Source organism: Streptomyces sp. NPDC104096 (assembly GCF_055584385.1).
Window position 1 is genome coordinate 38,164 of sequence record NZ_JBVJMD010000031.1, and the last position, 14,226, is coordinate 52,389.

A 14,226-nucleotide genomic window follows, 5' to 3' on the forward strand; every position below is an offset into this window, starting at 1 on the left:
GTGAGCGGGCCGGACGGACGCGTGGCGCAGGACGAAGCGGGCGAGTCCTCCTAGGCTGGCCGATAAGCCGTGTACCGCGGTGAACCGCACGAGGGAGCCCCGCGCATGACCTTCCGCGTCCAGCCCATCACCCGCGCCCAGCACCTCGCCTTCGTCTCGGCCCGCCCCTCCGTCAGCCATCTCCAGATCCCGTCCTGGGGCGAGGTGAAGCCCGACTGGCGGGCGGAGAGCCTGGGCTGGTTCGACGAGGACGGGCGGCAGGTCGGAGCGGGCCTGGTGCTGCTGCGGCCGCTGCCCAGGCTGAAGCGGTACCTCGCGTATCTGCCGGAGGGGCCGGTGATCGACTGGTTCGCGTCCGACCTGGAGCGATGGCTGCGGCCGATGCTCGCCCATCTGAAGGCGCGGGGCGCGTTCTCGGTCAAGATGGGGCCGCCCGTGGTCGTACGGCGCTGGAGCGCGGACGCGGTGAAGGCGGCGATCGCGGATCCGGGCACCCGACGGCTGGGCGAGGCCGAGGCGACGTCGTACGAGCCGCTCGCCGCCGGGGTCGCGGACCGGCTGCGCCGGATGGGCTGGCGGCAGGCCGCGGCCGGCGGGGAGGACGGGTTCGCGGCCGGGCAGCCGCGCTACGTCTTCCAGGTGCCGTTCGCCGGGCGGTCGCTGGAGGAGATCCACGCGGGCCTCAACCAGCAGTGGCGGCGCAACGTCAAGAAGGCGGAGAAGGCCGGGGTCAAGGTCGTGCCGGGCGGCCCGGAGGACCTGCCGGTGTTCTACGGGCTGTACACCGAGACCGCCGAGCGCGACCGTTTCGCCCCGCGCCCGCTGTCGTACTTCCGGCGCATGTGGACCGCGCTGAACTCCGAGCACCCCGACCGGATGCGGCTCTACCTCGCCCACCACGACGGCGAGGTGCTGGCCGCGGCCACCATGCTGACCGTCGGCGACCACGTCTGGTACTCCTACGGCGCCTCCACCGCCCGCAGGCGCGAGGTCCAGCCCAGCAACGCCGTGCAGTGGCGGATGATGACCGACGCCCACCGGCTGGGCGCCTCCGTCTACGACCTGCGGGGCATCACCGACACGCTGGAGGAGTCCGACCATCTGCTCGGCCTGCTCCGCTTCAAGGTGGGCACCGGCGGGCAGGCGGTCGAGTACCTCGGCGAGTGGGACTTCCCGCTCAACCGGCTGTTGCACCGGACGCTGGAGCTCTACCTGGCCCGCCGCTGACCCGGCACCGTCGCCCGTCATCCGGGCCCTGGGGTCTCGGCATTCAGAACAGTCCCGTAAAAGGTTCACACTCCTGACGGGGTCCATTACCCTGGACTCGGAAGTCCATCACGATGAACGATCCCTGATCCGAGCCAGCCCCCAGGACCGCCTGTGACCACCCCCAGCGCCACCACCCCGTCGTCCTCGCCCACTTCGGCGACGGGCCCCGTGCCCGTCCCCGCGGGTGGCGCGCCCGGCCGGTTCGGCTCGCTCGGGCCGGTCGGACTGGTCCTGGCCGGGGGCGTCTCGGTCCAGTTCGGCGGAGCCCTCGCCGTGACCCTCATGCCACGGGCCGGCGCGCTCGGCGTGGTGAGCCTGCGGCTGCTGGTGGCGGCGCTGGTCCTGCTGCTCGTCTGCCGTCCGCGACTGCGCGGCCACTCGCGCGCCGACTGGGGCACGGTCGTCGTGTTCGGCATCGCGATGTCCGCGATGAACGGCCTCTTCTACCAGGCCGTCGACCGCATCCCGCTGGGCCCGGCCGTCACGCTGGAGGTCCTCGGCCCGCTCGCGCTCTCGGTGGTCTCCTCCCGTCGCGCGCTCAATTTCGTCTGGGCGGGGCTGGCCCTCGCCGGTGTCTTCCTCCTCGGCGGCGGCGGGTTCGGCGACCTCGACCCCGTGGGTGTCGCCTTCGCCCTGGGCGCGGGCGCGATGTGGGCGGCGTACATCGTCTTCAGCGCCCGTACCGGCCGCCGCTTCCCGCAGGCCGACGGGCTCGCCCTCGCGATGGCGGTCGGAGCGCTGCTGTTCCTGCCCCTGGGGCTCGCCGAGTCGGGGGCGAAGCTGTTCGACCCGGTGACGTTCGGCCTGGGCGCCGGGGTGGCCGTGCTCTCCTCCGTCCTGCCCTACACCCTCGAACTCCTCGCCCTGCGCAGGCTGCCCTCCTCCACCTTCGCGATCCTGATGAGCCTGGAGCCGGCCCTGGCCTGCGCCGCGGGCTTCCTCGTCCTGCACCAGGCCCTCACCGCCCTCCAGGCGGCCGCGATCGCCCTGGTCATCGGCGCGAGCATGGGAGCGGTGCGCACCCAGGTGGGCCGCGGGAAGGCGGCGGTTCCGCCGAGCGCTTCCTGACCGTGGGCCGCGGTCGCGCGGTTCGGTGCGGGCGTGGCGCAGGCGGGCGTCACAGTCTCACCGAAAGGTTCCCCACGGTGGCCGTTATGGTCAGCTCGCCGCCGATCGCGTGCAGGTATGCGGCCATGGTCGAGGTGTCCAGGCGGGCGAGGCCCCGCTCGATCTGGCTGATCCGCCCCTGGGTAACTCCCATGGCCTTGGCGACCTGTGCCTGGGTGAGGCCCTGCGCCTTGCGGAGAGCGGCCAGTTCATGACCCCGCTCGGCGTCGACCGTCTCCGCCTTGACGGCGTCGATGCGCTCGCGCTTCTCCGGGGTGATGTCGGCCGTCAGGTCGGCCATGGTGCCGAGCTTCATCTGCCCTGTCCTTCCTTCTTCTCCTGCTCCAGCGCCTCGAGGCAAGCCGTGTACTTGTCGTCCGCTTCCTTGACCGCCCTGGGATACCAGGCTGCCCACTGCCGTCCCGTCGCCTTGTTGCCGGCCACCAGGAAGATGGCCCGCCGCTCGGGATCGAAGACGAACAGCATTCGGGTGCTCACCGTCCCGCCGCTGCGCGGACGCAGCTCCCGCATGTTCCGGTAACGGCTCTTCTCGATCGCGCCGACCGTTGGACGGCGGAGTGCCGGGCCTGCTTCCTGAAGCCGTTCCAGAGTGGCTGTCACGTGGAGATGACTGTCCGGGTCTTCCTTCGCGAGTGTCTTGATCCAGTCCAGCACATCTTCAAAGAACCGCAGCTCATAAGGTCGGCCACATCAAAAAATTAGCACTGACTAATATCCCCGGGCGAGTGGGTTGATCCGAGTGATGCCATGGGCGTGAGCGGGGGCGCAGCCCGCCGGAATAAATTCATGCAAGCATGCTTGATTGTTTCTGGGGGCGCTGGCATGCTCCCCGGCATGTCCGATCCGACGCCAGTGTTCGATGATCTGCGTGACGAGAGTGATGAACTCGACCGGCTCGTCGCCGAGTTGAGCCCGCAGCGGTGGGCGCTCGCGACTCCCGCGCCCGGGTGGACCGTCGCCCACCAGATCGCCCACCTCGCCTGGACCGACCACTCCGCCCACCTCTCCGTCACGGATGCCGACGCCTTCCACGGCCTGGTCGAGAAGGCCCTCGCGGCGCCGGACTCGTTCGTGGACGAGGGCGCCGAGGAGGGCGCCCGGCAGCCGTCCGACGTGCTGCTGGCGGGGTGGCGGGAGGGGCGCGCCGCGCTCGACCGGGCGCTGCGCGAGGCCCCGGCCGGTGCCCGCTTCCCCTGGTACGGCCCGCCCATGTCGGCCGCCTCCATGGCCACCGCCCGGCTGATGGAGACCTGGGCGCACGCCCAGGACGTGGCCGACGCCCTCGGCGTGGTCCGCGAGCCCACCGACCGGCTGCGCCATGTGGCCCGGCTCGGGGTGCGCACCCGCGACTTCGCCTTCGGCGTGCACGGGCTCACCCCGCCCGCCGACGCCTTCCGCGTCGAGCTGGTCCTGCCCTCCGGCGCCGACTGGGCGTACGGCCCCGAGGACGCCCCGCAGCGGGTGAGCGGCCCCGCCCTCGACTTCTGCCTCCTGGTCACCCAGCGCGCCCACCGGTCCGACCTCGACCTGCGCGTCGAGGGTCCCGACGCCGACCGCTGGCTCGACCTCGCCCAGGCCTTCGCCGGACTGCCCGGCACCGGACGTCCCCCGAAGGGCGCCGTGCGGTGACCCTGCGGATAGGCAACGCCTCCGGCTTCTACGGCGACCGCTTCGACGCCCTGCGCGAGATGCTCACCGGCGGCGAGCTCGACGTGCTGACCGGCGACTACCTCGCCGAACTCACCATGCTCATCCTGGGCCGCGACCGGATGAAGGACCCGGCCGCCGGTTACGCCCGCACCTTCCTGCGCCAGCTGGAGGAGGGCCTCGGCCTCGCCCACGAGCGGGGCGTGAAGATCGTGACGAACGCGGGCGGTCTCAACCCGGCCGGACTCGCCGACGCCGTACGGCAGCTGGCGGACCGGCTGGGCATCCCGGTGCGGGTCGCCCATGTCGAGGGCGACGACCTGCTGGCCCGCCACCCCGGCGCCCTCGCCGCCCACGCCTACCTCGGCGGCTTCGGCATCGCGGAGTGCCTGCGGGCGGGCGCGGACGTCGTGGTCACCGGGCGGGTCACCGACGCGGCCCTGGTCACCGGGCCCGCCGCCGCCCACTTCGGCTGGACGCCCGACGACCACGACCGGCTGGCCGGGGCCGTCGTCGCCGGACACGTCCTGGAGTGCGGAACCCAGGCCACCGGCGGAAACTACGCCTTCTTCGGCGGGCGTGGCCGTGACCACGACCTGCGCCGCCCGGGATTTCCCCTCGCCGAACTCCACGCCGACGGCAGCTTCGTGATCACCAAGCACCCCGGCACCGGTGGCTTCGTCGACGTCGGCACGGTCACCGCCCAGCTCCTCTACGAGACCGGGGGCGCCCGGTACGCGGGCCCCGACGTCACCGCCCGGCTGGACACCGTACGGCTCGCCCAGGACGGCCCCGACCGGGTGCGCGTCGAGGGTGTTACCGGCGAGGCCCCGCCGCCGACCCTCAAGGTCGGCCTCAACCGCTTCGGCGGCTTCCGCAACGAGGTCGTCTTCGTCCTCACCGGCCTCGACATCGAGGCGAAGGCCGCGCTGGTGCGGGAGCAGATGGCGGACGCGTTCGCCAAGGCCCCGCCCGCCGAGGTCCGCTGGGACCTGGTCCGCACCGACCGGCCGGACGCCGACACCGAGGAGACCGCGAGCGCGCTGCTGCGGCTGGTCGTGCGCGACCAGGACCAGACGGCCGTGGGCCGGGCGCTGAGCGGCGCGGCCATCGAGCTGGCCCTCGCGAGCTACCCCGGCTTCCATGTGCTGGCCCCGCCGGGGAAGGGCGCGCCCTACGGGGTCTTCGACGCCGCGTACGTCCCCCAGGACACCGTCGGACACCTGGCGGTGCTCCACGACGGACGCCGGGTCGCCGTGCCCGCCGCCCCCGACACCCTCGTACCCGGCGAGGTGCCGGAGCCCGCCCTGCCCGAGCCGTCGCCGGCGGGCGCGGCGACCCGGCGGGCCCCGCTCGGCCTGGTCGCCGGCGCCCGCAGCGGCGACAAGGGCGGCAACGCCAACATCGGGGTCTGGGTGGAGACGGACGACGCCTGGCGGTGGCTGGCCCACACCCTCACCGTCGAGCGGCTGCGCGAACTGCTGCCGGAGACCGCCGGTCTGCGCGTGGTCCGCCATGTCCTGCCCAACCTGCGCGCCCTGAACTTCGTCGTCGAGGGGATCCTCGGCGAGGGCGTCGCCGCCCAGCACCGCTTCGATCCGCAGGCCAAGGCCCTCGGCGAGTGGCTGCGCTCCCGTCACCTGGACATACCGGAGGTGCTGCTGTGACGGTCCTGCCGTCCGCGCTGGACGTCAACGGCCCGGACCACCGGGCGAACCGCGAGGCCATGCTCGCCAAGCTCGCCGACCTGGACGCCGAGCACGCCAAGGCGCTGGCCGGCGGCGGCCCCAAGTACGTCGACCGGCACCGCGGGCGCGGCAAGCTGCTGGCCCGGGAACGCATCGAGCTGCTGCTCGACCCCGACACCCCGTTCCTGGAGCTGTCGCCGCTGGCCGCCTGGGGCAGCGAGTACGCGGTCGGCGCCTCGCTGGTCACCGGCATCGGGGTGGTCGAGGGCGTGGAGTGCCTGATCACCGCCAACGACCCCACCGTGCGCGGCGGTGCCTCCAACCCGTGGAGCCTGAAGAAGGCCCTGCGCGCCAACGACATCGCGCTCGCCAACCGGCTGCCCTGCATCAGCCTGGTGGAGTCCGGCGGCGCCGATCTGCCCTCCCAGAAGGAGATCTTCATCCCGGGCGGCGCGATCTTCCGGGACCTGACCCGGCTGTCGGCCGCCGGGATCCCCACGGTGGCCGTGGTCTTCGGCAACTCGACCGCCGGAGGCGCCTACGTCCCCGGCATGTCCGACCACGTGATCATGGTCAAGGAGCGGGCGAAGGTCTTCCTCGGCGGGCCGCCGCTGGTGAAGATGGCCACCGGCGAGGAGAGCGACGACGAGTCGCTCGGCGGCGCCGAGATGCACGCCCGGGTGTCGGGGCTCGCGGACTACTTCGCGGTCGACGAGCAGGACGCGCTGCGCCAGGCACGGCGGGTCGTGGCCCGGCTCAACCACCGCAAGGCGTACCCCGATCCGGGCCCGGCCGAGCCCCCCAAGTACGACCCGGAGGAGTTGCTGGGGATCGTCCCCGGCGACCTCAAGACCCCCTTCGACCCGCGCGAGGTCGTCGCCCGGATCGTCGACGGCTCCGACTTCGACGAGTTCAAGCCGCTGTACGGGCCCAGCCTGACCACCGGCTGGGCCACCCTGCACGGCTACCCGGTCGGGATCCTGGCGAACGCCCAGGGGGTGTTGTTCAGCGCCGAGTCCCAGAAGGCCGCCCAGTTCATCCAGTTGGCCAACCAGCGCGACATCCCGCTGCTGTTCCTGCACAACACCACCGGCTACATGGTCGGCCGGGAGTACGAGCAGGGCGGCATCATCAAGCACGGCGCGATGATGATCAACGCGGTCAGCAACTCGAAGGTGCCGCACCTGTCCGTCCTGATGGGCGCCTCCTACGGCGCCGGGCACTACGGCATGTGCGGCCGGGCCTACGACCCGCGCTTCCTGTTCGCCTGGCCCAGCGCCAAGTCGGCGGTGATGGGCCCGCAGCAGCTGGCCGGCGTGCTGTCGATCGTCGCCCGCCAGTCGGCCGTCGCGAAGGGGCTGCCGTACGACGACGAGGCGGACGCCGGACTGCGCGCCATGGTCGAGCAGCAGATCGAGTCCGAGTCGCTGCCGATGTTCCTGTCCGGGCGGCTGTACGACGACGGCGTCATCGACCCGCGCGACACCCGCACCGTCCTCGGCCTGTGCCTGTCGGCCGTCCACACCGCGTCCTACGAGGGCGCGCGCGGTGGCTTCGGCGTCTTCCGGATGTGAGGTCCGCAAACGTGATTTCTTCCGTCCTCGTCGCCAACCGCGGCGAGATCGCCTGCCGTGTCTTCCGCACCTGCCGAGAGGCGGGCGTCCGGACGGTCGCCGTGCACTCGGACGCCGACGCGCACGCCCTGCACACCCGCGTCGCCGACACGGCGGTACGGCTGCCCGGGTCGACCCCCGCGGAGACGTATCTGCGCGGCGACCTGATCGTGAAGGCGGCCGTCGCCGCCGGCGCGGACGCCGTGCACCCCGGCTACGGCTTCCTGTCCGAGAACGCCGACTTCGCGCGCGCCGTCCTGGACGCGGGCCTGGTCTGGATCGGTCCGCCGCCGGAGGCGATCGAGGCCATGGCGTCCAAGACCCGCGCCAAGGAACTGATGGGCCTCGCGCCGCTGGGCGAGGTCACCGAGGCCGACCTGCCCGTCCTGGTGAAGGCGGCGGCGGGCGGCGGCGGGCGCGGGATGCGGATCGTGCGCCGGCTCGCCGACCTCGACGGCGCGCTGGAGGGCGCGCGCGCCGAGGCCGCGAGCGCCTTCGGCGACGGCGAGGTGTTCGTGGAGCCCTACGTCGAGAACGGGCGCCATGTCGAGGTGCAGGTCCTCGCCGACACCCACGGCACGGTGTGGACGCTCGGCACCCGCGACTGCTCCCTCCAGCGCCGCCACCAGAAGGTGATCGAGGAGGCGCCCGCGCCCGGCCTGCCCGAGGAGCTGGAGCGCGAACTGCACACGCTGGCCGTGCGCGCCGCCCGTGCCGTCGACTACGTGGGCGCGGGCACGGTCGAGTTCCTGGTCGCCGACGGCCGGGCGCACTTCCTGGAGATGAACACCCGCCTCCAGGTCGAACACCCCGTCACCGAGGCCGTGTTCGGCATCGACCTGGTCGCCGAGCAGATCAGGATCGCCGAGGGCCACGCCCTGGCGAGCACCCTGCCCCGCCCGGACGGCCACGCAGTCGAGGCCCGCCTGTACGCCGAGGACCCGGCCCGCGAGTGGGCCCCGCAGACCGGCACCCTGCACCGCCTCGCCGTCCCCGAGGGCGTCCGGCTGGACACCGGCTACACCGACGGCGACGAGATCGGCGTCCACTACGACCCGATGCTCGCCAAGGTGGTCGCCCACGCCCCCACCCGCGCCGAGGCGCTCCGCCGGCTGGCCGGCGCCCTGGAGCGGACGGCCGTGCACGGCCCCGCCACCAACCGGGACCTCCTCGTACGCTCCCTGCGCCACGAGGAGTTCACCGCCGCCCGCATGGACACCGGCTTCTACGACCGGAACCTCGCCGCCCTCACCGACGGCGGTCCGGCCGACCCGCACGCCCCGCTGGCCGCCGCCCTGGCCGACGCCCACGGCCGCTCCCGCTTCGGCGGCTGGCGCAACCTGCCGTCCCAGCCGCAGACCAGGCGCTACGCCATGGCCGGCGAGGAGCACGAGGTCCACTACCGGCACACCCGCGACGGCCTGACCGCCGAAGGGGTGCGGGTCGTGCACGCCGACGCCGCTCTCGTCGTACTCGAGGTGGACGGTGTGCAACGCAAGTTCGAGGTCGCGCGGTACGGAGACCGGGTCCACGTCAACGCCACCGCGCTGACCGCCCTGCCCCGCTTCCCCGACCCGACCGCCCAGCAGGCGCCCGGCTCCCTCATCGCCCCCATGCCGGGCACGGTGGTGCGGATCGCCGAGGGGCTGGAGCCCGGCGCGGTCGTCACGGCCGGCCGGCCGATCCTCTGGCTGGAGGCGATGAAGATGCAGCACCACATCTCGGCACCCGCCGACGGAATCCTCACCTCCCTCCCCGTGACCGTGGGCCAGCAGGTGCAGGTCGGCACGCTGCTGGCCGTGGTGCAGCAGGCCTGACGGGACGCGGGACCGCATCCCGGTGCGGTCCCGGCGCGCCCGGCCACGACGAATCCGCACTCGAAGGAGCACCATGAGCACCCTCATCGAGCCCGAGGAGCACCAGGACCTCCGCACCGCGGTGGCCGCCTTCGGCAGGCGCTACGGCCGCGACTACCTCGCCCGGGTCGTCGCGGAAGGCGGCTACCCGGCCGAGCTGTGGCAGGAGGCCGCCAAGCTCGGCTACCTGGGCGTCAACCTGCCGGAGGCGTACGGCGGAGGCGGCGGCGGCATCGCCGAGCTCTCCATCGTCCTCGAGGAGCTCGGGGCGGCCGGCGCCCCCCTGCTGATGATGATCGTCTCGCCCGCCATCTGCGGCACGGTCATCTCCCGCTTCGGCACCGAGGAGCAGAAGCGGGAGTGGCTGCCCGCCCTCGCCGACGGCTCCCGCACGATGGCCTTCGGCATCACCGAGCCCGACGCCGGCTCCAACTCGCACCGGATCACCACCACCGCCCGCCGGGACGGCGACAGCGGGGACTGGCTGCTCTCCGGCCGCAAGGTCTTCGTCTCCGGCGTCGACATCGCCGACGCCACCCTGATCGTCGGCCGTACCGAGGACGCCCGCACCGGCAGCCTCAAGCCCTGTCTGTTCATCGTCCCGCGGGACGCCGAGGGCTTCTCCCGGCGGGCGATCGACATGGAACTGCACGGTGCGGAGAAGCAGTTCGAACTGGTCCTGGACGAGGTGCGGCTGCCCGCCGAGGCGCTCGTCGGCGACGAGGACGCCGGGCTGCTCCAGCTCTTCGCCGGCCTCAACCCGGAGCGGATCATGACGGCCGCGTTCGCCATCGGCATGGGGCGCTTCGCCCTGGCCCGGGCGATCGAGTACGCGCGCGAGCGGACCGTCTTCAAGGTCCCGATCGGCGCCCACCAGGCCATCGCCCACCCCCTCGCACAGGCGCACATCGACCTCGAACTCGCCCGGCTGATGATGCAGAAGGCCGCCGCCCTGTACGACGCGGGGGACGACATCGGCGCGGGCGAGGCCGCCAACATGGCCAAGTACGCGGCCGGGGAGGCCTGTGTGAAGGCGGTCGACCAGGCGGTGCACACCCTCGGCGGCAACGGCCTCACCCGTGAATTCGGTCTCGCCACATTGATAACAGCCTCCCGTGTGGCTCGTATTGCTCCGGTGAGCCGGGAAATGATTCTCAACTACATCTCCCACCAGACCCTGGGTCTGCCCAAGTCGTACTGATCCAGCACAACGTTGTGCGAGGAGGAACCGTGTTCCGCAGCGCGTACGCAGACGTCCCTGCCATCGAACTCCCCATCCACGAGGCGGTACTGGGACGGGCCGCCGAGTTCGGGGACACCCCCGCCCTGGTGGACGGCACCGACGGCACCACCCTCACGTACGAACAGGTCGACCGGTTCCACCGGCGGGTCGCGGCCGCGCTGGCCGAGGCGGGGGTGCGCAAGGGCGACGTGCTCGCCCTGCACAGCCCCAACACGGTCGCCTTCCCGGTCGCGTTCTACGGCGCCACGCGCGCGGGGGCCTCCGTCACCACCGTGCACCCGCTCGCCACGGCCGAGGAGTTCGCCAAGCAGCTCCGCGACTCGGCGGCCCGCTGGATCGTCACCGTGTCACCGCTGCTGGCGAGCGCGCGCGAGGCCGCCGAGCTGGCCGGCGGCGTGCGGGAGATCTTCGTCTGCGACAGCGCGCCGGGGCACCGCTCGCTGATCGACATGCTCGCCTCCCAGGCGCCGGAGCCCGAGGTCGCCGTCGACCCGGCCGAGGACGTCGCGGCCCTGCCGTACTCCTCCGGGACCACGGGCGTCCCCAAGGGCGTGATGCTCACCCACCGGCAGATCGCCACCAACCTGGCGCAGCTGGAGCCCGCGGTCGACACCGGCCCCGGCGAACGCATCCTCGCCGTGCTGCCCTTCTTCCACATCTACGGCCTGACCGCGCTGATGAACGCGCCGCTGCGCAAGGGCGCCACCGTCGTCGTCCTCCAGCGCTTCGAGCTGGAGTCCTTCCTCGCGGCGATCCAGAACCACCGCATCACCGGCCTGTACGTGGCCCCGCCGATCGTCCTCGCCCTCGCCAAGCACCCGGCCGTCGCGCAGTACGACCTGTCGTCGCTGAAGTACATCGTCAGCGCCGCCGCCCCGCTGGACGCCGAGCTCGCCGAGGCCTGCTCCCGGCGGCTGGGCCTGCCGCCGGTCGGCCAGGCGTACGGGATGACGGAGCTGTCGCCCGGCACCCATGTCGTCCCACTGGACGCCATGGCCGACGCGCCCCCCGGGACCGTCGGCCGGCTCATCGCGGGCACCGAGATGCGGATCGTCTCCCTCGCCGACCCCGGCAAGGACCTCGGCGTCGGCGAGCCCGGCGAGATCCTGATCCGCGGCCCCCAGGTCATGAAGGGCTACCTGGGCCGCCCCGACGCCACCGCCGAGATGATCGACGCCGACGGCTGGCTGCACACCGGGGACGTCGGCCATGTCGACGACGACGGCTGGCTGTTCGTCGTGGACCGGGTCAAGGAGCTCATCAAGTACAAGGGCTTCCAGGTGGCGCCCGCCGAGCTGGAGGCCATCCTGCTCACCCATCCCGGCATCGCCGACGCCGCCGTCGTCGGCGTCCGCGACGACGACGGCAACGAGATACCGCACGCCTTCGTGGTCGCCCAGCAGGCCGCCGCGGACCTCTCCGAGGGCGAGGTCATGATGTACGTCGCCGAGCGCGTCGCCCCCTACAAGCGGGTCCGGCAGGTCACCTTCATCGACGCGGTGCCGCGGGCCGCCTCCGGGAAGACCCTGCGCCGAGAGCTGAAGGAGCGCGCATGACCCTGGTCGGACGGACCCGCGAGCGGGGCGTGCAGACGCTCAGCCTCGACGCGACGGACACCCGCAACGCGCTCTCCGCGGCGCTCGTCGGCGAGCTCGCCGACGCGCTGGCCGGCTGCGCCGAGGACGACGGCGTGCGCGCGGTCGTCCTCACCCACACCGGCAACACCTTCTGCGCCGGCGCCGACCTGCGCGACCCGCCGCACCCGGACGCGCTGGTCGCCCTGTTGCGGGGGATCGTCGAGCTGCCCAAGCCGGTCGTGGCCCGGGTCACCGGGCACGTACGGGCGGGCGGCCTGGGACTGCTCGGCGCCTGCGACATCGCGGCCGCCTCCGACAGCGCCACGTTCGCGCTCACGGAGGTGCGGATCGGGGTGGCCCCGGCCGTCATCTCGCTCACCCTGCTGCCCCGCGCCGACCCGCGCGCCGTCGCCCGCTACTACCTCACCGGCGAGCGGTTCGACGCCGCCGAGGCGGTCAGGACCGGACTGCTGACCGTGGCGGGCGACGACGTGGACGTCGTGCTGGAACCCGTCCTTGAGGGGCTGCGCAAGGCCGCCCCGGGGGCGCTGGCCGAGACGAAGGCGCTGCTCACGGCTAGGGTGCTGGAGGCATTCGACCAGGACGCGGCCGACCTCACCGCGCTCTCGGCCCGGCTGTTCTCCTCCACGCAGGCCAGGGAGGGGATGACGGCCTTCCTCGAACGACGGGATCCCGCATGGGTGCTGTGACCACAGCCGACCGCGACCGCGCCCCCAAGCAGGACCGCAGCCGGGCCACCCGGCAGCGGCTGCTGGAGGCCGCGGTCGCCTGCCTCGCCGAGCACGGCTGGGCGGGCTCCACGGTCCTGGCCGTCGCCGAGCGCGCCGGGGTCTCCCGGGGCGCCGCCCAGCACCACTTCCCGACCCGCGAGGACCTGTTCACGGCGGCCGTCGAGTACGTCGCCGAGGAACGCTCCGGCGCGCTGCGCGCCCTCTTCCCCGAGGGCGCCGCCCAGGACCGGCGGGAGGTGGTGGCGGTCCTCGTCGACCTCTACACAGGCCCGCTGTTCCGGGCCGCGCTGCACCTGTGGGTGGCCGCCTCGAACGAGGAGCAGCTCAGCCCGCGGGTGACCGAGCTGGAGGCCCGCGTCGGCCGGGAGACCCACCGGATAGCCGTCGACCTGCTGGGCGCGGACGAGTCCCGGCCCGGGGTGCGCGAGACGGTCCAGGGCCTGCTGGACATGGCCCGCGGCCTGGGCCTGGCCAATCTGCTCACCGACGACCGCCAGCGCCGCGAACGGGTCGTGGCGCAGTGGGCGGCCGTCCTCGACGGGGCGCTGCGGGACTGAGGCCCGGGACGCCGGACGGGACCCGGACCGCTCAGGGGCTGAGCCGTTCCGTCCGCCAGCTTCCGTCCGCCTCCGCCACGTACCGCAACCGGTCGTGCAGCCGGTTCTCCCGGCCCTGCCAGAACTCCACCGTGCTCGGGGCCACCCGGAAACCGCCCCAGTGCGGCGGGACCGGGACCTGCTCGCCCTGCGGATAGCGGGCCTCCAGCTCGGCGTACGAGGCGTCGAACTCGGTGCGGGAGGGGACGACGCTGGACTGGGTGCTGGCCCAGGCGCCGAGCTGGGAGCCGTGCGGCCGGGTGCGGAAGTAGGCGGCCGTCTCGTCCCGGCCGGTACGCCGTGCCACGCCCTGGACGATGACCTGGCGGGCCATCGGATGCCAGGGGAACAGCAGCGAGATGTTCGGGTTCCCGGCCAGGTCACGGCCCTTGCGGGAGTCGTAGTTGGTGTAGAAGACGAAACCGTGCTCGTCGAACTGCTTCAGCAGCACCGTACGGGAGCTGGGCCTGCCCTCCGCGTCCACCGTCGAGACGATCATGGCGTTCGGCTCGAACAGGTGCGCCTCCGCGGCGGCCTGCCTGAACCAGTGTGCGAACTGTTCGACGGGCGTGGCGGCCAGATCGGATTCGGCGAGACCCTCGGCCCGGTACTGCTTGCGCATCGAGGCGGGGTCCGGGGCGGTGGCGTCGTGGGCGGCGTTCACGCGGTCATCTTGCCGTATGCGTGTCCACCGCCGGGTGCCGTCCCGCATCATCGAGGTGGCACTCAGTGCCGCAAGCACTCCCCAAAGGTGACACTCGGGGATATGGTGCTGATGGCGTCCTGGTTGGGTGACCGCCGACCGCACGGGGCATCACCAGGGTGGGCGCCCAGGACCGCGAGCCGTCGCAGACGAC

At 72.9% G+C, this 14,226-nt stretch carries 13 protein-coding genes; 10 read left to right on the top strand and 3 right to left on the bottom strand.

The annotated features are described in order from the left end of the window. The first annotated feature begins 105 nt into the window (after positions 1 to 105). Together ACZ60B_RS27255 and ACZ60B_RS27260 are read left to right on the top strand one after the other, a co-directional pair. Entirely contained in the window at positions 106 to 1,227 is a 1,122-nt protein-coding gene (locus tag ACZ60B_RS27255; RefSeq protein WP_469391349.1) for a lipid II:glycine glycyltransferase FemX, read from the top strand. 153 nt (positions 1,228 to 1,380) lie between these two features. Then, positions 1,381 to 2,337: an EamA family transporter gene (locus ACZ60B_RS27260; protein ID WP_469391351.1), complete on the top strand. Its 957-nt coding sequence runs from the start codon at positions 1,381 to 1,383 to the stop codon at positions 2,335 to 2,337. A gap of 49 nt (positions 2,338 to 2,386) precedes the next feature. Here the strand turns inward: ACZ60B_RS27260 and ACZ60B_RS27265 are convergent, their stop codons facing one another. After that, the gene (locus tag ACZ60B_RS27265) at positions 2,387 to 2,692 is read right to left on the bottom strand and encodes a helix-turn-helix domain-containing protein (protein WP_469391353.1); all 306 of its coding nucleotides are present in this window, start codon (positions 2,690 to 2,692) and stop codon (positions 2,387 to 2,389) included. Continuing rightward, on the bottom strand, positions 2,689 to 3,051 hold the full coding sequence (locus ACZ60B_RS27270; protein ID WP_469391356.1) for a type II toxin-antitoxin system RelE/ParE family toxin: 363 nt from the start codon (positions 3,049 to 3,051) through the stop codon (positions 2,689 to 2,691). Before ACZ60B_RS27270 ends, ACZ60B_RS27265 begins: the two co-directional genes overlap by 4 nt. A 180-nt stretch (positions 3,052 to 3,231) precedes the next feature. On the opposite strand from ACZ60B_RS27270, the gene ACZ60B_RS27275 reads away from it, so the two are divergent. The 8 genes from ACZ60B_RS27275 to ACZ60B_RS27310 all read left to right on the top strand — a co-directional run bounded on the left by ACZ60B_RS27275 (position 3,232) and on the right by ACZ60B_RS27310 (position 13,330). Then, complete coding sequence (locus ACZ60B_RS27275; protein WP_469391357.1) at positions 3,232 to 4,026, top strand: TIGR03084 family metal-binding protein; 795 nt, start codon at positions 3,232 to 3,234, stop codon at positions 4,024 to 4,026. After that, entirely contained in the window at positions 4,023 to 5,711 is a 1,689-nt protein-coding gene (locus ACZ60B_RS27280) for an acyclic terpene utilization AtuA family protein (RefSeq protein ID WP_469391359.1), read from the top strand. The genes ACZ60B_RS27275 and ACZ60B_RS27280 overlap by 4 nt, the downstream gene beginning before the upstream one ends. Continuing rightward, positions 5,708 to 7,306: an acyl-CoA carboxylase subunit beta gene (locus ACZ60B_RS27285; protein ID WP_469391361.1), complete on the top strand. Its 1,599-nt coding sequence runs from the start codon at positions 5,708 to 5,710 to the stop codon at positions 7,304 to 7,306. Before ACZ60B_RS27280 ends, ACZ60B_RS27285 begins: the two co-directional genes overlap by 4 nt. An 11-nt stretch (positions 7,307 to 7,317) precedes the next feature. Next, positions 7,318 to 9,162 (top strand): acetyl/propionyl/methylcrotonyl-CoA carboxylase subunit alpha, encoded by a 1,845-nt coding sequence (locus ACZ60B_RS27290; protein ID WP_469391364.1) that lies wholly within the window; start codon positions 7,318 to 7,320, stop codon positions 9,160 to 9,162. Positions 9,163 to 9,235: 73 nt separating this feature from the next. Then, entirely contained in the window at positions 9,236 to 10,402 is a 1,167-nt protein-coding gene (locus ACZ60B_RS27295; RefSeq protein WP_469391366.1) for an acyl-CoA dehydrogenase family protein, read from the top strand. Positions 10,403 to 10,431: 29 nt separating this feature from the next. Beyond that, on the top strand, positions 10,432 to 12,000 hold the full coding sequence (locus ACZ60B_RS27300; protein ID WP_469391368.1) for a 4-coumarate--CoA ligase family protein: 1,569 nt from the start codon (positions 10,432 to 10,434) through the stop codon (positions 11,998 to 12,000). Then, the gene (locus ACZ60B_RS27305) at positions 11,997 to 12,731 is read left to right on the top strand and encodes an enoyl-CoA hydratase family protein (protein WP_469391370.1); all 735 of its coding nucleotides are present in this window, start codon (positions 11,997 to 11,999) and stop codon (positions 12,729 to 12,731) included. Before ACZ60B_RS27300 ends, ACZ60B_RS27305 begins: the two co-directional genes overlap by 4 nt. After that, positions 12,719 to 13,330, top strand: a complete 612-nt coding sequence (locus ACZ60B_RS27310) for a TetR/AcrR family transcriptional regulator (protein ID WP_469391372.1) — start codon at positions 12,719 to 12,721, stop codon at positions 13,328 to 13,330. The genes ACZ60B_RS27305 and ACZ60B_RS27310 overlap by 13 nt, the downstream gene beginning before the upstream one ends. Before the next feature lie 31 nt (positions 13,331 to 13,361). Here the strand turns inward: ACZ60B_RS27310 and pdxH are convergent, their stop codons facing one another. After that, positions 13,362 to 13,991, bottom strand: a complete 630-nt coding sequence (gene pdxH, locus ACZ60B_RS27315; RefSeq protein ID WP_469391445.1) for a pyridoxamine 5'-phosphate oxidase — start codon at positions 13,989 to 13,991, stop codon at positions 13,362 to 13,364. Positions 13,992 to 14,226 lie beyond the last annotated feature (235 nt).